Here is a 19,032-nt window from a genome sequence, read left to right as displayed (position 1 = left end):
CTTCTAGCCTTTAACTCTTTTGGATAATGTATTTCAATAACTTAAATCGACATAATAAAATAAAAGCTAACATTGACGCATATAGCCTAAAAGTGATACCTTTTACTCCAAAATAAATTCGTTTATTATTATACCACTTGGGAAATCTTTCGGAAATAACCTCATTCAACTCTTGCCAAGCATTGATAAACTCATTTCTCTTACTTGATTTCATTGTTAGATGCAAGTAACCGATAATTCGCAAGATAATAAAATATTCTTCAGTTTTTGAATAGCTACGCTTTAAAGCCGTACAGTAATTAAACAGCTTAATGATTGCTGGTAATATGTCTACTATATTTTTTTGAATCGTATTTGAAACTGACTTTGAGTTATCAAACCAATTATACCCGACATATTCTGAACAATAAATTTTTTCAGACTGAAATATTTCTTCAAAACTAAAAGCAATATCTTCTCCAACTGTATTATCAAATACTCTAATATTATACCTTTTCAAAAAACTGGTCTTATGAAGTTTAGCCCATAATGCCACATTTGAAAATTTTGCACCTTCACCTTTGCTCAAACGTGTTTGATATAAGACTTTATTGGTTATATTGACACGTCGATACCCACTAATCAAAACATCCGCATCTTTTTTTTCTGCTTCTGTTACCAATACTTCTAAGTAATCACTTTCAAAAAAATCATCTTGATCAATGAAAGTCAGCCACTTTGTCTGACACTGTTCTATTCCTAAATTACGAGAAAATGCAACACCTTGATTAGCTTGTACGATATAGTTAATTTGATCTGGAAATTTTTTATGAAATTGCTTAATAATAGCTTCACTATCATCCGTTGACCCATCATTTATAATGTAAATATTGATAGCCTCTATCCCAATTGATTGCTCTAATATACTACTGATAGCACGAGATAAATATTTTTCACCATTATAAACAGGAAGAATGACCGTAACTTTTGTTTCTTGATTACTCATCTTTTAATTACCAACTTATAAACTTTATAAAGTAGTTTTAAATAGGCTTGATATAGCCATTTATTGGAGAAAACAATTTTTTTTAATAAAATATAATTTCCCGAATGTTGATAAAATGCTACTGCTTTATTAACAATTTCGCTTTTATACTCAGAATTTTCAAAAACAGCATTCATAGCTACAAAATCTATCCCTTTGGCCGCATCTGAATACACAAAGCCCAATAGTTCTGGATGTTTATCTTTAACAAAATCTATTTTGATTTGATTAGTCGTGAAAATATCTAAATTATTTCTAGAAATTTTGCTAGTTGTAGTACTTGACAAATTGGTTCGATAATAGTAATTAACATTTGAAACTAACACTATACTTTCAGCATTATCTATAACTTGTAAAAAAATAGCCCCATCTTCATAAATAACACCCTCAGGAAATCTCAATTCATTGAAAATTGAATAGTGGTAAAGTTTTCCTATTGCTGAAACATATAAATAGTTTGGTTGTCTTATTTTAGTAACAATATTTTTCAATGTTCCTTGAATAAATTCAGTACTAATTTCTTTAGTTTTAGTTAGTTGAGTAAACTCTTTTGTATACTGACTCATTGATAATTTAGAATTAAATTTTTGACAGGCTTCATATAGGTTTTCAATCATATAAGGACTAATCACATCATCCGAATCTACAAAATGCAAATACTCACCTTTTGATTTTTCAATACCAAAATTTCTAGCAGAACTTAATCCTCCATTTTTTTTATGATAAACGATCACCCTATCATCTTCTTCCGCATAAGTTTGAGCAATATTCGCTGATTTGTCCAAACTACCATCGTTTACAACAATTATTTCAATTTTTTGATAAGTTTGATTCACTACCGATTCCAAGCATTCATGTATATATTTTTCAACATTATATACTGGAATAATTATAGAAATTAAATCGTTCATTTTCCTACCTTACTTCTCTATAATAACTGCTTTTTACTGACTTAAATCAGCAGAGTCATTTTCTGCTTCTCTCACTTTTTGTTTTAACAAAGACAATTCTTGTGTCAAAATTTTATTTTGTTTTTCAATATTAATCAAAGAAATCTGGGCTTTTAAAGAGAAAAATAACAATACACCTGTCAAACCAAATAAAACTAAAGAAGTCAAATTAACAATCCCTAAAAAATGGGCAATCCCTGTTCCTAAATCAGGGAAAAGAGCACCTAATAAAATAATTGTTGCTAAAAGCAACCATTTACGCATATGGCGTACTTCAGCTCGATCTTTTCTAACCAAATGGACTGTCAGTGTAAAAAAACTAAAACCAAGAATCATCGCCAAAATTCGCAATTGTAACGGCATAACTATTTCTCCTTTTCAATAAAAGCTGCAATTAATATTGATAACGAAACATCAACCATGTATCCAATAGCTTTTCTCAAATTAATACTTGAAGCTCCTGTAACACGCTCATGCATATTAACACCTACTTCTTTTACACGAATATTGTTAGCAAATAAATGCATATAACTTTCTGGTTCAGGATATTTACTTGGATATCTTTTAGCAAACTGTTTAATAACTTTTAGATTTGCTGCCCTATATCCACTCGTCACATCATGAATATTGATTCTTGATGTCCATCTTATTAGCACAGATAAAATTTTTATTCCTATTTGCCTAGCACTTGAGGACTTAAATTTAGAGGTGCTATCCGAAATAAACCGTGAGCCAACTGTAAAATCCACTTCACCGTTAAGTATGGGTATTACCAAGTTTGGTAAAGACTCTATATCATGCTGGCCATCTCCATCAAATTGAACTGCAATATCATAATTATTCTCCAAAGCATATAGATAACCCGTTTGAACTGCACCACCAATACCAAGATTTTGAACTAGTTCAACATGCTTAATCCGGTGTTTCAGTAGAATTTCCTCCTCATTATCCGATGATCCATCATTTATTACAAGATAATCTAAGGAATAGTTGCTTTTTTTTTGGTAATTAGTCACTTTGTCTAGCACTTTTAAAATACTTTCCGACTCATTATAAGCGGGAATAATTAGTAAGATTTTTGACTGCCCCATTATTCATCTAAACCTTTCTTATTGTTACATTACTATTTTTAAAATTTCTAATCTATTCTTACTCCATTGTATCACAAAATATAAAAAGCGTTTACAACCTTATAGTATGGACTTTTGATAGATTGTTATTATTATAATCCATCTAGAGAGTTTACATAAACTGATAACCCTTCATTAAGAGTATAATTAGGAGTAAAACCTAGTGATCTTAGTTTTTTATTATCAGCTAAAGATTTCTCAATGTCACCTTTACGCGCTGCTACTCTTTCTACTGGTAAATTCTTTTGGAAAATCGTATCCAAAATACCAATTAATTCATTGAGTGTTGTCATATTTCCCGTTCCGAAGTTAAATATATTTCCCACAGCTGAATTTGATTGAGCAAGCAAAAGTAAGCCTTGAACAACATCATCAATATAAATAAAATCTCTTGATTGGTTTCCATCTCCAAATAGAGTAAATTTAGCTGATTTTTCTTGTAAAATAGCTTGATACTTATCTAGTAAAATAGAGATGACACCTGAATACGGTGAATTGGGATTTTGGTTAACACCGTAAACATTAAAAAATCGCGCTACAGCGGTTGGAATATTATAAAGTTTATAAGCATTAATCAAATAGCATTCACTTGCAAACTTATCCACTGCATAGGGGGTCTGTGGAAGTATTTGAGATAACTCAGTTTTTGGAATCGTAGGCTCATTACCATATACACTAGCAGAAGATGAGAATACTAATCGTTTTAAATTAGGTTGATAATTTTTAACTAGCTCTAATAAATGGATTGTTGCTTCAAAATTGACTCTATTAGTTTCTAAAGGATGCTCTACAGAATCAGCAACACTAGCAATTGCGGCTAAATGAAAGATATAATCAAACGAGTATGTGGAGAGTAATTCTTCTAGTTTAGAATAATCACAAATATTCCCTTCTATAAATTTTACATTTTCGTTAATTTGAAGATTTTCTATTCTGCCCATAGATAAATCATCTATTATAGTTACTTTCATTGACTTAGACAAATGATTGGCTAGATTTGAACCTATAAATCCTGAACCACCTGTTATCAAAACACTTTCCATACTATGGTTACCTCATGAATTCCCTTTTTGATTCTTGACATAAAATCTCATCAATAAATTTGATATAAAACTAGGCCAATATCTCCTATACATCATCAACTCTTCATTCTCTCGATTTTTATCCACAGTATTAGCCGTTGTCTCTGAATCTTCATGAATCCGATGGTACATTAGCTCTTGTGGGATAAATTTAACTTTACCTGGACGTTTCATAATACGCTCCCAAGCATCCCAGTCCAAAACCATTTTCAAATTTTCGTCAAATTGAAAATCTACCAAGCGTTCCAAATTATAGGAAACAGCTGGACAACAAATAAAATTTCCAAAAGCATATACACGTCTTTGATAGATTTTATTCTGAAAAAGAGACATGATTTTTAAACCCACCGTTTTAATTTTTAAATTCAAATTTCGTAACCGAATTTGATTTTGTGCATCATTTTCACTATAATCTGTAAACACAAGATTCACATTTTCAGATTTTTTGAAATCGGATAAAATTGCCATACCATAATCAGGAAGATAGATATCATCTTGATGTGCAATCGTTGCATATTTAGTTACCACAAATGATAAAGCATTATTCCAGTCACGCCCAATCCCGCCACCTGTCTTGCTATACATCTCTATATCATACTCTTGACACAGTAACTTTATATCTTCATTGGGGGTACTAGTATATAGGATTACTTTGGATTGCCTAGCTTTAACAGAATTTTGATTGACACAAGACTTGATACAGTCTTCTAAAAATGGCGATTGCCCATAAGCGCATATCACAAAAGTATGTTGCAACATCTCTACTCACTTTCAATTTAAAACATTTTTTCAATATTATCTAAATACCTCTCAACCATTCTCCAATTTGTAACATGAAATTATAACCTCCATCTTTTGTATAGTTAAATAAAATTGTCAATAATACGAAGAACATTAAATTAAAAATAGAAAATCCAAGATACATTTTTTTCTTAGTAACTTCTGTTATCTCTACTTTAATATATTTTTGTAAAAAGATACAAATTGGAGCCAAACATACTAAGAAAGGAGTATAATATCTCCCTTGATTTCCCATAACTACCAAGGAATCATAATATTTCAAGAATCCAATTGTCCATGCAAAATACATAGTTAAACTCACTAATACAATATTCAAGAAATAAATTAAACTGCTCGCAACGACTGTTCTTTTTTTCAACTCAATATGTTTTTCGCTTATTCCGATAAGGAAAAGAAATATAAAATCAATAATGATGACCCATTCAGGTAAACGATATTTCAAATAACCAAAACTACCAATGATACCTGTTGTCATTGTAGAGTCTAAATCAGTAGCAAAATCTGATCTTGCAAAAGTGTTAAACAGGATCTGAACCCCCTTTAACAAGCCACCTTGATTCGAAAATTCATATTTCAAAAAGAGGATAAATAGTAAGGTACATAAAACCATTACTGTTTTTTTGTATTTATCACAAAAACTCCAAAATTTTTCAATTATCACAGTCAAGTGATTATGTCCAAACAATGCCATTGGTAGCGTTATAAAATATAATCCCATTACTAGTGCTGATGTCTTGGCTAAGAAAAGTAAAATGATCGAAGATAATATATAGCCATACCATTTCAATGTCAAAGGTTCTCTTCTTGTCAATAAATTAGTTATTAACGAAAAAGTTATAAAAATAGCAACAAAGAAAAATGCATCATAAGACACCGAAGCAGCTTGCTGAATACTTATCGGAAATAATGCGATAATTGCCATAAACCATTGGGCAAATTTAGCTTTTTTGATTGCAAAATACATAGCAGCAATATAAAAAATTAGATTAAACAGTCTGCCAAAAATCATAACTACACCTAAACTGGGATAAACTCTCTCGCCAATCAGCACCCCTAGAGCTTGGGGTAGATATTGAATTTTTTTATAATTCAGATTAAAGCTTAGTGGATTATCTTTATAATCTCTTTTGCTTACAATATATTTATCAACAAAGGAACCATCACGATAACTATCAACATCTTCTAAATCACTAAAACTGTTAAAATTTCTCTTCTGAGCATCATCATGAAACACAGCGTAAGCGTTCTTAAAATGTACACCTTCATCTGGGGCTGATAATAATGGCTGAACAAACATAGTGATCACACCAAAAATGCTAGCTAATATTAGAAAAATCTTTTCAATCTCAATACGATTATTTTCTAAAACATTTGAAACTTCCATAAAAACTCTCCCTTATATAGTTAAACTTTTCTTGTCATATTCATAAATTGAAACTAGAGTTATTTAATAATTCTAGTTTTTATCAAAGATTTTTTGATCAAATATTTCAATGCCCTTCTACCACCAAGTGCATCCCAGTTAATTGGGCCATTTTGGTTATGATTCATCGTTTTGACATCAATAAATGGCGTTAAAATAGTCTGATTTTGTGATATTTTAAAATCATAAAAATTATTCCATGAAATATAAATCAATGCCCGTTCAATAGCATGTAAAATACTATTTTGCGGTAAGGGTTCTTTAGGAATATCAGCCTCAGTTAAGTTCAAATCAAATAATTGGTGGAGGGCATCATATCTAAACCAACCAAATGTTCCATAACTCATCACAAAAGTCTCCATTTGCGTGAAATCAATTGCCTTAGTTAAAGACATACGTTGCCATAAATCATTCATGTGAGGTGCGATTTTTGCTTCATTAACAGCATTAACAATCTCATTATATCTGAAGAACGTCGGTATATCTGCAATAACCAGTCCTAATTTTTGATTTGAAAACTGCGATACGATTTGATTTGCTGGTTTCACTAACATCTCAATCAAATCCTTACGCCATGATTCACCCACTAAAAAATCAGCTTCTTTTGATTTTTTAGTATGGAAATGACCTATAACTCCATAATTTGCCAATTTATCTTTCAGTTTCAACATAGGCAGTACATCACGCCCAACATTACCCGTGACAAAAATTTGAGCTTTTAATTTAAACTCAGATAACTTTTGATCAATTTCAGCTTTTTTTTCAAATACATCTGTCGTAATAAACAAGTCAAAATGAAATTGATAAGTAATAAACTGCTCAAAAAATTCAGGCAATATATCTGTATAAAAGGCATGTAGATGAATTGCAACTGGCTGTTCAAATTGTGCCGTCACTTCTGTCAAGTTTAGATAGCTATTTGCTAGCAGATATTTCTCGTCTGGTCGCTCGACGTAACGAGACATGTGAGAATAGATTTGTTTGACAGGGTAGTTACTCTGTCTAGAAAGTTCATTCAAAACAAGTGGTGTCATATCTTTAAAAGCCTGGACAGCTTTTATTTTTAAAAAGGGCACTTTTTCTTGAACAATCACTGATGGATTCCAATAAGAAAAATCCGGATGTAGCATACCACTTGTTGAACGATCAATTGTCTCTAAAATCGTTTTATATTGGTACCCTACCTTAACCAGTTCGGATGTCAATGATGTCTCATAATTATCAATTACTTCTTGAACATCATCCAATACCTCAACATTTTCCCAAAAAGATTGAAACGTTTTAGATCGAAGGATTTTCTGATGATAAACTACGAAATAACTCTGGATATGCTCTGCGACTTCTTTGCTCTTACGGTGATTCGTAATGCCCCAAAAATCAATAGCTTCGTCCTCATAGTTTTCATAGTATGGCATCATATCGTATAATGGACCAAAACATGTATCATTCATAAAAGTTGCTGAATCATACTGTGCTAATTCAGCCATTCCGATAGTCTCGATACCATCTGCCCATGCCGCAAAATCAAAGCCAGAATTTTCTCGTTGAATAAATATATCATGAGGAAGCCTTGCCAAGTCCTCTTGAGATAATAAACTATTTGAAACTAGTACTATTTTTTCAAATATGGGTTTCATTTCATTGAGTTGAAAAACCACATGTTCACTCAATTGATTATATTTATTAAAATGAACATAAAATAATATTCGACGCATCATTTTCTTAATCCTCTTCTGAAAAACCTCTGTAATCTGCCAAGTTTCGACTGTTCTAAATTTTGAATATGCGTTTCTTTTTGAGTGATTACAGCCATCAAATCGTTTTTCTGTTGCTCTAGTTGTGCCACTTCTTCCGTCAAATACGTATTACTTTGACTTAACAAGCTGAGGTTCTCTTCAGAAATACGGAGTCGCTCCTGAATTGCGGCTCTGTCTACCTCAAGTTCAGCCGTTCTCTTTTGAGCGATATAACCTTGCTCGATCACTTGAGTTGTAAATTCTTCTCTGAATTCATCCAATATCGCTTCAAATGCAAAGGTATCCTCTGTGTAGCTATTTCTGGATGTCCGACTGTTTGCCTTAACTTGATAATTAATATAGCTCGTTTTAGCAAGTTTAAAGGTTTTACCCAAAAACGCTAAATGTAAGAAAAATTGCCAATCTTCGGCAATAAATTCTGATTGAAATTCAACATTTTCAACTGCAGCTGTTTTAACTAGGGATTCAGGAGTAATATGCACCTGCTGTCTTTGTAATCCCTCAAGAGAGAACTCAGGAAAATCAGTGTGATAATCTTTACCTGTATCTAACTCGATGACATGCCAATTGGGATAGACAACATCAACGCCTGTCTCAGCGGCAATTTGATATAAACTATCAACAAAATCAGAATCAAAATAATCATCCGCATCAAGAAAGATATAATAGTCACCTGTTAACTCTTTTAAGGCTCTATTTCTTGTTTTAACGATACCTTGATTTTCTTGTTGTATAAATTTTACCTTTGATACTGTAACCGAAGGCAATATTTTTTCAATCAATTCAACTGAATGATCATTGGAACCATCATCATAAATCAATAACTCAATATTGGCATATGTCTGATCAGATACACTCTGAATTGCTTTTTCAATATATTGACCATAATTGTAATTCGTGATAATAACAGAAATAAGTGGTTTCATCTTACAATTCCTTTAATAGACCGTAGGTATATTTGTCCTCTACATTAAAATATTTAAAGTAAATATCGTCATCCCCACTTGTATAGGCAACAGGTTCTGTATCAAAATGCTCTTCATTTTTAATTTTAGGATCTTTTCTCAAACTTACTGTCAATCTGAAGTTTGTGTTGTGAAAATTCGCCATTGGAATGCTGGCATGTAAGACATTTTGACCCTTCACATTGATTGAACCACTATCGAAGATAATACCGCCTCTACCAACATCATGGAGCGCATATGCGAGATATAAATTAGGCTCTTGTTTGATGCTCTCATCGTTAATTTTATAGACTACATCAAATTCAAAATTTTGGCTTGGTTTATCTAGAACAAGTGGACTTTTAGGAATCATACTAAGTTCAACAGCTTTATTTTTATCTGAGCTACCAGATTTATCACGGTTGACTGCAAGGTTATCTTCTGAATAATGTGTGGTTACATCTTGTATGGTCTCCGCATGATCTAGATAACCATCCTTGATATATACTACTTTATTACAATAGCGCTGAACAGCATTCATGTCATGTGTGACCAGGATAACGGTTTTATCTTTATCTTGGCGAATTTCATCAAAAAATTCTTGAGATTTTCTTTGAAAAGCTTCATCCCCTACCGCCAAGATTTCATCTAAAACCAAAATATCTGACTTAGCCTGAATTGCAACTGAAAAGGCCAATCGAACTTGCATGCCTGAAGAATAGTTTTTTAATTTTTGATTCATGAACTGATGAAGTTCAGCAAAGTCAACAATTTCTTGATACATGTCATCAACTTCGCTCTCAGAAAATCCAAGCATCGCACCATTTAAATAAACATTCTCACGCCCAGTTAATTCAGGATTAAAGCCAACACCAAGTTCAATAAACGAGACTAATTTGCCATTTACATCAACATGACCTTTTTCTGGCACATAAATTTGAGAAATAATTTTGAGCAAAGTTGATTTTCCTGAGCCATTTCGACCAACAATACCAAAAAAGTCTCCTTTTTCAACATCAAAAGAAATGTCTTTTAAAACTTTTTGCTCTTTATAGCCTTTGATACCTTTCATTCGATTGACAAGCGTTGTTCGTAAGCTATTTGAGCTTTCAGTTGGTAACCTAAATGATTTACTAACATTTTTTATTGAAACAGCAACTTCTTTTTCTTCTATATTCTTAGTCATTTAAATAATCTCCGCAAATCTATCCGCATGTTTTTTAAAAATAATGTAACCAACAAATAAGACAACAAATGGCAATACATATGGAATTGCAATAATCCATTTAGTATTAATAAAATCGCCTACTGTTTGGTTGCCTGAATAGATAAGAAGATGTCTCAAATCTTGGATAATGGTTGCCAAAGGATTCAACATCATAATTGCTTTTACCGTTTGATTATTAATCATCGAAAGTGAATAAATAATCGGTGTCGCATACATACCAGCCTGCATCACAACTTCCCAAACTGGTGCGATATCTCTAAAGTAGACAAACATTGTTGCTAAAATAAAGGCAATACCTAGTGAAAAAGCAAATAAAGGGATGATGTACAAAGGAGCAATTACCGCATATTTAGATACTTCCACATGGTTTAATATACAGAAAAACAACACAACGAGTAAGTTAATCAAAAAATTGATAAAAGCACTAACTGCTACGGATAAGACAATAATTTCTTTTGGAAAACTTAGCTTGCGAAGCAAATCTCCACGTCCGACAATAGATGTTAAGCCCATTGAAGTTGTCTCCGCAAAGAAATTCCAGATGACCATACCGAGCAAAAGCGCCACAGCAAAATGCGGCATATCACGTCCAAAACCTAAGAATTGGATAAATACGACATACATAACACTAAACAGCATCAATGGTTTTAAAATTGACCATAAATGGCCCATCATGCTCCCCTGATAACGCAATTTAAAATCGGTCTTAACCAATTCTTTTAATAAAATCCAGTTTTTCGAATTCATTTTTTTCTATACCCCATCTTCGTCACAATCAGCGTCCAAAAAACGGCTGTGTGAAATGCTTTATTTTTCTTAAAGTGATACTTTTTAATCATTTTAATGCGGTTGCTAAAGGTTTGATCCAAGAGACCAGCGTATTTTTCAATTAATTCTCTCTTGTCATCAGATAAATCTAGCTGATTTAATAAAAGTCTCGCCTGATTTTGGCTATTGATAATCAAATCCCAATATTTATAAACAGCTTGCATCGGATTCAACCACTTTTGAAGTCGTTTTCTAAGTGTCCTTGCACCCAAAACATTATTCTCATGTTGCCGATAAAGCTCTCCCGGCTGATCAATATAGACGAGTTCTCCTGTTGCTGTCGCAAGTAATGCCAAGTACCAGTCATGCATGATAATTTGCTCTGTACTGTGCCATCTGCTCGCCAAAGCTTGGTTGATCATCGATACTCCACCGGTTACTGTGTTTTCAGTTAACTCTGGTCGTAAAGTCGTATTAGCATGATGACTTTGACTCTGAATCATTGACGGCTGCGTTACAACTAAATTTTGATCCACGACTGATAGATCCATGTAAACCATTAAGGGGTTAGCTTGATCATGCTTTTGCGCCTCATCTAACATCGTTGCCATTTTGTTTGGCAACCAAACATCGTCCTGGTCACTGAAAAAATAATAATCAGCCAGTTCAAACTTAACAAGCGTGAAAAAATTTTTGATAACTCCAAAATTTTCTCGATTATCTGCGTTGATAAACTTGATGCGCTTATCTGTTGTCGCAAATTGCTCAATGATTTGTGGCGTCTCATCTGATGAGCCATCATCGCGTATCAGCAACTGCCAGTCTGTAAAGGTCTGTTTTTGAATACTCTCAATCTGCTCAGCAAGGAATTTAGCCCCGTTGTAAGTCGAGAGAACAATATTAACTTTCATTCAAAAATAACCTCTCATACTGTGCTACAATCCGTTCCCAAGTATATTTTTCAGCAATAATCGCACGCGCCTGTTCTGCTAACCGAGTAATTTCCAACGTCTCAAGTTTTTCAGCTTGAGCTATTAACGCCGTCAAATTATCCAATTGCCAAAATAAGGCTGAGTCCAAAGCCACATTTCGATTAAAGCTTACATCATATACCAAATTCAAATCCGTTGCACCCATTGCCTCAAGTAAACCTGGATTTGTTCCACCGACCGCATGACCATGGATATAGGCAAACGCCTGCTGTCGAATCGCAGTTAGTGTCTCTTTATCGTAAACCGTCCCGACGAATTTGACGCGCTTATCTTGCTCAAAACCAGTGATTTCACGTAGCTTATCAAAGTAAGGATTACCTTGATGATTGGTAATAATCACCAAATCACGTGTCGTATCAGACGCCATGAAATTTTGAATGATTGCCTCGTAATTGTTTTCCGGTACAAAACGTCCAACTACCAAATAATAGTCTTTTAGTTTGACTTCTTGCGCATCAAACCACGTCATATCTATCACCATATCACGCGCGGCAGGATTCGTCCCATAAGCAATCACCGTTGATGTCACATCACCATACTCGGCCTTCAAATAATCCTCAATCCCCTGATTATCCGAAATAATCAAATCAGCTATCTTAGCCATCTTCTGCTCAGAAAATTTGAGATACATCTGAATCGGCTTGACCCACTTGCTTCGTTTCCATTCAAGACCATCTGGATTTACCAGTAACTTCCCGCCAATCTTGTGAATCTTCTTGGCATAATGCCCTATAAAAGCACCCAAAGTATTCCCTAAAACATAGAATATTGGGTTCATAATCTTATTTTCTTTAATATAGCTTAACGCATAGTTTATTGCATCTCGATCATAAAAAATGACATTTGCTGGACCAAAATGTCTAGCCTTAATATCAAAAACATCCGCAGTCTTATAATCAGAATGTTTACCACTTGCACCTTTTGAAAGATTCGCAACATGATATTTAATTTGATCTGATTGTTGATGACTCACCAATTCATCAACAAATGTTTCAAAGCCACCATACTGAGCCGGCAAGCCGCGCGACCCAATTATAAACACGTGTTGCATTTTTCACCTAATTTCTCACGATATTCTTCATTATTATACCACAAATGACTATGCTTGTCATTTTACTAGGAGATTACAAGCATGACAACTCGTCGTTTTTTTGTATGGAATTGACACTTTTATGACGGATTTATACTTGTTTTCCAGAAACATGTATTTTTTCGTTAGTAATCTGTCTATTTTAAATAATCGACGAAAAACCTTGTTACTCCCTCTCAAAGTTAAAGAAAGGATTTTATAGTCCAATACATCAAAAAAATGTCACTCCTTATGAATGACAGTTTTTAATTATTCAGGTTTTTCCTGATGGTAGAATTCTTTCAAAGCATCTTGCCAAGTCGGAATGACAAAACCTGTTGCTTTAGCTTTCGTCAAACTCATAGTTGAGTTCAACGGCCGTTTTGCTTTAGCTGGAAATTGACTTGAATCTACTGGCTTAACTGACACGTCAGTATCTTTTAAGATTTCAACAGCAAAATCATACCAAGTCACATCTTCTGTCGCGTCATTTGACAAATGATAGTAACCAAAATCCTTACGGTTATCCGTTAAATGCGCCATGAACTCAGCCAAAGTCCGTGTCCATGTTGGACGTCCGTGTTGGTCATTGACAACAGTCAAGCTGTCATGTGATTCAGCTAATTTTTGCATGGTAAAGACGAAATTCGCGCCATAATTACCAAATACCCAAGCTGTCCGAATGATATAGAATTTTTTAGCATATTTTTCAACAAGCTCTTCACCAAGACGTTTTGTGCGACCATACTCTGTTTGCGGGTCTGGCACATCGTCCACTTCCCACTCTTCACCAACTGGTTTTTGACCGTCAAAAACATAGTCAGTTGAGATATAAACAAGCGTTGCATCATGCGCTGCTGCTGCCTTAGCGATATTTTCTGTCCCTGTGACATTAATCGCATAGTCAAGCTCTTTGCCTTCGTCTTCTGCCTTGTCAACAGCTGTATACGCGGCACAATGATAGACCAATGTCGGTTTGACTTCTGCGAAAACTTTGTTTACCTGCTCAGTATTTGTAATATCAAGCTGCGCCACATCCGTTGCGACATAGTCCACATCACGTTCATCTAATAAATAACGTAACTCAGTACCCAGTTGACCATTTGCCCCAGTAATTAAAATCATTTTAATACCTCTTGTGATTTAGCATAGTTGGCTTCGACCGCTGCTTTTTCAGCTTCCCACCAGTCTTTATTGTCTGTGTACCATTTAATCGTATCTTTTAAACCAGATTCAAAGTCAGTATGCTTAGGCGCCCAACCAAGCTCTGTGCGAAGTTTCGTATTGTCGATCGCATAGCGCAAGTCATGTCCTGCACGGTCTGTCACGCGGTCATAAGCTGTCGCTTCTTGACCCATTTCAGTCAAGATTTCTTCCAAGACTTCTTTGTTGTTTTTCTCGCCATCAGCACCGATTAGGTAAGTTTCACCGATCACACCTTTAGTAAGAATTGTCCAAACACCTGAAGAATGATCTTCTGTGTGGATCCAGTCACGGACATTTTTACCATCTCCATAAAGTTTTGGACGGATACCCGCTAAAATATTGGTAATTTGACGCGGGATAAATTTCTCGATATGTTGGTATGGACCATAGTTGTTTGAACAGTTAGAGATCGTTGCTTTAAGACCAAATGAGCGGACCCAGGCGCGAACGATTAAGTCACTCGCTGCTTTTGTCGAAGAGTAAGGTGAGCTAGGGTTGTAAGGCGTACGGTCTGTAAACTTCTCCCCCTCACCTTCGCCATGACCTGGTAAATCTTCACGGTAAGGCAAATCGCCATAGACTTCATCCGTTGAGACATGGTGGAAACGCAAATCATATTTACGTGCCGCTTGAATTAACGTATAAGTCCCGATAAAGTTGGTGTGGATGAACTCGTCTTGAGATTTGAGTGAGTTGTCATTATGTGACTCAGCTGCATAGTGGACGATAGCATCGACTTGGCCTGCCAATTTATCAACCAAATCAGCATCCGCAATGTCCCCAACGACAAGCTCAACACGATCACCAAGAATCTCAGCAATGTTGGCTTTGTTGCCAGCATAAGTCAATTTGTCTAAAACGATAATTTTTTCAATTTCAGGGTGGTTATTATACACATAGTGTACAAAGTTCGAGCCAATAAAACCCGCGCCACCTGTTACGATTATTTTTTTTAATTCAGTCATTTTTTTACTTCCTTATTTGAACTTGGAGCTAACTTTCTCTACAAAAGTTGACAACTGCGGCCAACACGCTCATAGTAACTTATTTTTCTTTATCACTTTGTCTTTTCGAGAAATGCTTACAGCAAATCAGCAGTCAAAGCCGTTACATCTTTAAGCAAGGGATGATTTTTATCTGCATCACTCACTTCAGCATTGGTAACGTCTTCCCATTTGATGCCAAGCGTTGGATCAGCATAGTTGACAAAGGCATACTTAGGTTTGAGTTCAAGTGCCCAGTAGTCGTTCACAAGATAGCTATAGGCCACAACATCACTCAAAACTTGGAAACCATTGGCAACACCACGCGGAACGAAGATACCTTTGCTGGCATCAATTTCTGTTTGATAGACGTTACCAAAGCTTTCGCCTTCGCGTAAATCAACCCATGCGCCAAGTACACGACCATTGTCCGCAACCGAAATGTACTTATCCCAAGGCTCAGCGTGTAAACCGCGTAAAACATTTTTACGCGAAAAAGATACATTATTTTGCAGTTTATCTTCAGAGAAAAAACTGTTTGGAAAACCGAGTGGTAACATTTTTTCTTTTTGGAAATTTTCTTTAAACCAACCACGATTATCGCCGTGAACAGGAATATCAAATTCTAGCATGCCCGGAATTTCAGCAATTTCTCTCGCCACTAATGTTTTTTCAAAAAAGTTTTCAGTCATGGATTAGTCAGCCTCCACAAGTCGTAATAAATATTGACCGTATTCATTTTTCTTCAATGGTTGTGCCAATTCAATTACTTGCTCACGTGTGATGTAACCCATGCGATAAGCAATCTCTTCCAGATTAGCTACTTGAACATTTTGCATACGTTGTACAGTTTCGATGTATTGCGCCGCTTCAAGAAGTGACTCATGTGTCCCAGTATCCAACCAAGCAAAACCACGGCCCATGATTTCAACATCCAAATCGCCACGTTTGAGGTAGGCATCATTCACATCTGTGATTTCAAGTTCACCACGAGGTGATGGTTGAATATTTTTAGCAATTTCTACAACATCATTGTCGTAGAAATAGAGACCTGTAATAGCGTAGTTTGATTTGGGATTTTCAGGTTTTTCTTCTACAGAAATAGCACGCATATTCTCGTCAAATTCAACGACACCAAAACGTTCTGGGTCCTTCACTTGGTAGCCAAAGACTGTTGCGCCTTTTTCTTTGGCGGCAGCACGGGCTAACATTTTTGACATACCTGGTCCATAGTAGATATTATCGCCAAGGATCAAGGCAACATTGTCATCGCCAATAAAGTCAGCACCAATAATGAAGGCTTGCGCCAAACCATCAGGACTAGGTTGTACGGCATAGCTCAAAGAAATACCAAACTCGCTACCGTCACCTAGCAGTTCTTCAAACCGTGGCAAATCTTGTGGTGTCGAAATAATCAAGATTTCTTTGATGCCCGCAAGCATTAACGTTGAAAGTGGGTAATAAATCATCGGTTTGTCATAGATGGGCATCAATTGTTTACTTGCTGCACGCGTCAAAGGATACAAACGCGTTCCTGAACCACCTGCTAAAATAATACCTTTTGTCATGAAAAGCCTCTTTTCTTTTTCTCTTTAACTTTAAGCTCAAACATAAATGTTCTTTATTTTCTCAGCCGCTACGATGGGCGATTGCCCCTCTCACGTCATATTACATTTGCGCTTGAATTTCATTCCCTATAATTATATCATAATTAACATTAGATGTGCCAATTCCTCATTTAATTCATGGCAAGACAAGCAAAAAACTCGCCATTTTAGCGAGTTCTTTTCGACTTATCGATAATCCGGTGTCATTTTTGTATTGTGGTAAACATTTGAAATACGTTCACTAGCACCTGGTTCTACCGCGTCCAATGCGACTGAAATTTCTTCATAGGATGCAGCATAATTACGATCACGCTCAAATAATTGATATGCTCGTGCAATGCTTTTAGCAACAGTTTCATTCGTTGTTTTGTAGCGATTGGCATACTGCATCAAATCTTCCGCCAAGCGTGCCTTGTCAACCATTTCATCCGTCGCATCTTTCAGATTCGATAGATCTTCTGTTGTCACATCAACCAAATGATTGACGCCATCAATATTTACTTTCACCTTATTCAATTCTTTAAACAAAGTCTGAACACGTTCTGATGTCGCAAAAAATTTATCCAAATAGACTTGTGGCAAACCTGGTAAATTACGTTTCTCAACATAACGTTTTAAAATTCTAATTTCACGGTCAAATGTATCAGCCGCATCTTGTGCTGCCTTTTCTTGTTTCCGTAAATCTTGCAAGTCGTTGCTGATTTTTAATTGATTTTTCTCAATATCATCAAGCGTTGAGATGATTGTATCAACTTCCTTACCAAGTAAGCTATAGGGTTGTGCATTTTCGGCAATCACATCTAGCAATTCATTTGCACCAGCCTCTAATTGCTCCAACTGTTCCTGGTAACCACGAATCATGCCCATCTCATTGCCTGTTAAAACATAGGCTTGAGAAACATGGTCAATTTCCAAGAGAAGATTTTTATTATTCGCTCGTGTATGTGAGATATAATCCTTGATAATGCTAGCATTTTTAGCCACATCACGACGTGCCTTGTACTCAGCCTCAAAAATTTCATAGAGACCATCTAAGTTCAAACGAATTTGTTCCAATTGGTTATCCGCACGGTCTAATTCAAAGCCCTCAACAAACTTAGTCGTTTGTTTCAAATCATCCCGAACTTCTTGCAAGCGTTCTTCGACCTTCACAGACTCAGGTAATTTGAAATCTTGCGCTAAAAACTCTTGATAACCTTGTGCTAATTCTTCCAGTTGTTTCGGATATTTGACCGTCAAATCTTCAACAACAGCTGGAATCCGTTCTGCAATTGCACCAAGAGCAATTGTATGTTCTTCAGCCGTCTCCAAAACTTCAGATGCCTCAATCGGGTCACCTGTTGAATTCAAGTCAACAAATTGGTTAAACTCAGTTTCGATATTATCTAATTGAGCTTCAAGTTCACCGAGTGCGACCCCATATTTGCCCGCATTATCCGTAATCTCTGCCCGCAAAGCATCATATAAGTCCAAAGAGTCTTGGATTTTAGACGAATTAATCGTTTCTTGCTTCGTTAATTCAGAAATCCCCTCACGAATTGACTGTACGTCTTCCTCCATGAGCTCGATTTGACTTTCTGAAGCATCAACAGAGGCACGTGCACGAACGAATCTAAAAGAATCATTCAATTGCTCTGCTTCGAAAATATGATTTTCTAAATCCGCAAAAGAGTTTGACGATAAATCAATCCATTTTTGATTCCATTCACGAAAAATCGTCTGACTTTGTCCAACCAGATGCAATTTTTTGACGGCATCAATCTCTTCTTGTACTGGCAAATCAAATAAATCTTCTTTGCGCTCTTCAAGCGCAATAATCCGATCCTCTGTTTTTTTGCGTAGCACCATCGACGCTACATAAAAAATAACGACGATTGCAAGTAAGACGACGATTGCGATTATGATACTGTTTGGCATTCTTTTTTACTCTCCATCACGGGTCTATTAATACATTTAAATCTTGTGTTCGAATTTATAAATTCCGTGTTTCATTATACCACATTTAAACAAAAAAATACACCGTAAGTTAATTTTCGGTGCATTTTTTAAATCATCTAATTGATGTTTT

18 protein-coding genes are annotated in these 19,032 nt (G+C 35.2%); all 18 read right to left on the bottom strand.

Annotation, left to right across the window (positions count from 1 at the left end; genetic code table 11):
- Positions 1 to 10: 10 nt before the first annotated feature.
- Positions 11 to 985: a glycosyltransferase family 2 protein gene (locus tag LRA01S_RS00175; protein ID WP_061773636.1), complete on the bottom strand. Its 975-nt coding sequence runs from the start codon at positions 983 to 985 to the stop codon at positions 11 to 13.
- Positions 982 to 1,935: a glycosyltransferase family 2 protein gene (locus LRA01S_RS00170; RefSeq protein ID WP_082785326.1), complete on the bottom strand. Its 954-nt coding sequence runs from the start codon at positions 1,933 to 1,935 to the stop codon at positions 982 to 984. Before LRA01S_RS00170 ends, LRA01S_RS00175 begins: the two co-directional genes overlap by 4 nt.
- A gap of 33 nt (positions 1,936 to 1,968) precedes the next feature.
- Entirely contained in the window at positions 1,969 to 2,337 is a 369-nt protein-coding gene (locus LRA01S_RS00165) for a DUF2304 domain-containing protein (protein ID WP_061773634.1), read from the bottom strand.
- A gap of 2 nt (positions 2,338 to 2,339) precedes the next feature.
- On the bottom strand, positions 2,340 to 3,065 hold the full coding sequence (locus tag LRA01S_RS00160; RefSeq protein ID WP_061773633.1) for a glycosyltransferase family 2 protein: 726 nt from the start codon (positions 3,063 to 3,065) through the stop codon (positions 2,340 to 2,342).
- Between the two features lie 131 nt (positions 3,066 to 3,196).
- Positions 3,197 to 4,147 carry an NAD-dependent epimerase/dehydratase family protein gene (locus LRA01S_RS00155; RefSeq protein WP_061773632.1) on the bottom strand — a complete coding sequence of 317 codons (951 nt, stop codon included), beginning with the start codon at positions 4,145 to 4,147 and terminating at the stop codon, positions 3,197 to 3,199.
- Positions 4,148 to 4,159: 12 nt separating this feature from the next.
- The gene (locus tag LRA01S_RS00150) at positions 4,160 to 4,945 is read right to left on the bottom strand and encodes a glycosyltransferase family 2 protein (RefSeq protein ID WP_061773631.1); all 786 of its coding nucleotides are present in this window, start codon (positions 4,943 to 4,945) and stop codon (positions 4,160 to 4,162) included.
- Positions 4,946 to 4,985: 40 nt separating this feature from the next.
- Positions 4,986 to 6,371, bottom strand: coding sequence for a DUF2142 domain-containing protein (locus LRA01S_RS00145; RefSeq protein ID WP_061773630.1), 1,386 nt, complete (start codon positions 6,369 to 6,371; stop codon positions 4,986 to 4,988).
- A 59-nt stretch (positions 6,372 to 6,430) separates the two neighbouring features.
- Positions 6,431 to 8,125 (bottom strand): rhamnan synthesis F family protein, encoded by a 1,695-nt coding sequence (locus tag LRA01S_RS00140; RefSeq protein ID WP_061773795.1) that lies wholly within the window; start codon positions 8,123 to 8,125, stop codon positions 6,431 to 6,433.
- Positions 8,125 to 9,093 (bottom strand): glycosyltransferase family 2 protein, encoded by a 969-nt coding sequence (locus LRA01S_RS00135; RefSeq protein WP_061773629.1) that lies wholly within the window; start codon positions 9,091 to 9,093, stop codon positions 8,125 to 8,127. Before LRA01S_RS00135 ends, LRA01S_RS00140 begins: the two co-directional genes overlap by 1 nt.
- A gap of 1 nt (position 9,094) precedes the next feature.
- The gene (locus LRA01S_RS00130) at positions 9,095 to 10,297 is read right to left on the bottom strand and encodes an ABC transporter ATP-binding protein (RefSeq protein WP_061773628.1); all 1,203 of its coding nucleotides are present in this window, start codon (positions 10,295 to 10,297) and stop codon (positions 9,095 to 9,097) included.
- On the bottom strand, positions 10,298 to 11,086 hold the full coding sequence (locus tag LRA01S_RS00125) for an ABC transporter permease (protein ID WP_061773627.1): 789 nt from the start codon (positions 11,084 to 11,086) through the stop codon (positions 10,298 to 10,300). It lies immediately after the preceding gene.
- Positions 11,083 to 12,018, bottom strand: a complete 936-nt coding sequence (locus LRA01S_RS00120; protein WP_061773626.1) for a glycosyltransferase family 2 protein — start codon at positions 12,016 to 12,018, stop codon at positions 11,083 to 11,085. The genes LRA01S_RS00125 and LRA01S_RS00120 overlap by 4 nt, the downstream gene beginning before the upstream one ends.
- A complete protein-coding gene (gene cps2T / locus LRA01S_RS00115; protein WP_061773625.1) occupies positions 12,008 to 13,150 on the bottom strand; it encodes a beta 1-4 rhamnosyltransferase Cps2T in 1,143 nt (380 codons plus the stop codon). The genes LRA01S_RS00120 and cps2T overlap by 11 nt, the downstream gene beginning before the upstream one ends.
- 288 nt (positions 13,151 to 13,438) lie before the next feature.
- Entirely contained in the window at positions 13,439 to 14,293 is an 855-nt protein-coding gene (gene rfbD / locus LRA01S_RS00110; RefSeq protein ID WP_061773624.1) for a dTDP-4-dehydrorhamnose reductase, read from the bottom strand.
- Complete coding sequence (gene rfbB / locus LRA01S_RS00105) at positions 14,290 to 15,339, bottom strand: dTDP-glucose 4,6-dehydratase (protein WP_061773623.1); 1,050 nt, start codon at positions 15,337 to 15,339, stop codon at positions 14,290 to 14,292. Before rfbB ends, rfbD begins: the two co-directional genes overlap by 4 nt.
- A gap of 116 nt (positions 15,340 to 15,455) precedes the next feature.
- Complete coding sequence (locus LRA01S_RS00100) at positions 15,456 to 16,049, bottom strand: dTDP-4-dehydrorhamnose 3,5-epimerase family protein (protein ID WP_061773622.1); 594 nt, start codon at positions 16,047 to 16,049, stop codon at positions 15,456 to 15,458.
- Between the two features lie 3 nt (positions 16,050 to 16,052).
- Positions 16,053 to 16,925, bottom strand: coding sequence for a glucose-1-phosphate thymidylyltransferase RfbA (gene rfbA / locus LRA01S_RS00095; protein WP_061773621.1), 873 nt, complete (start codon positions 16,923 to 16,925; stop codon positions 16,053 to 16,055).
- 225 nt (positions 16,926 to 17,150) lie between these two features.
- Positions 17,151 to 18,881 carry a septation ring formation regulator EzrA gene (ezrA, locus tag LRA01S_RS00090; RefSeq protein WP_061773620.1) on the bottom strand — a complete coding sequence of 577 codons (1,731 nt, stop codon included), beginning with the start codon at positions 18,879 to 18,881 and terminating at the stop codon, positions 17,151 to 17,153.
- Positions 18,882 to 19,032 lie beyond the last annotated feature (151 nt).

It is taken from the genome of Pseudolactococcus raffinolactis NBRC 100932, assembly GCF_001591765.1.
GTDB lineage: Bacteria > Bacillota > Bacilli > Lactobacillales > Streptococcaceae > Pseudolactococcus > Pseudolactococcus raffinolactis.
Note: the sequence above shows the minus strand (reverse complement) of the source record. Positions and strands in the feature narration are given on the sequence as shown.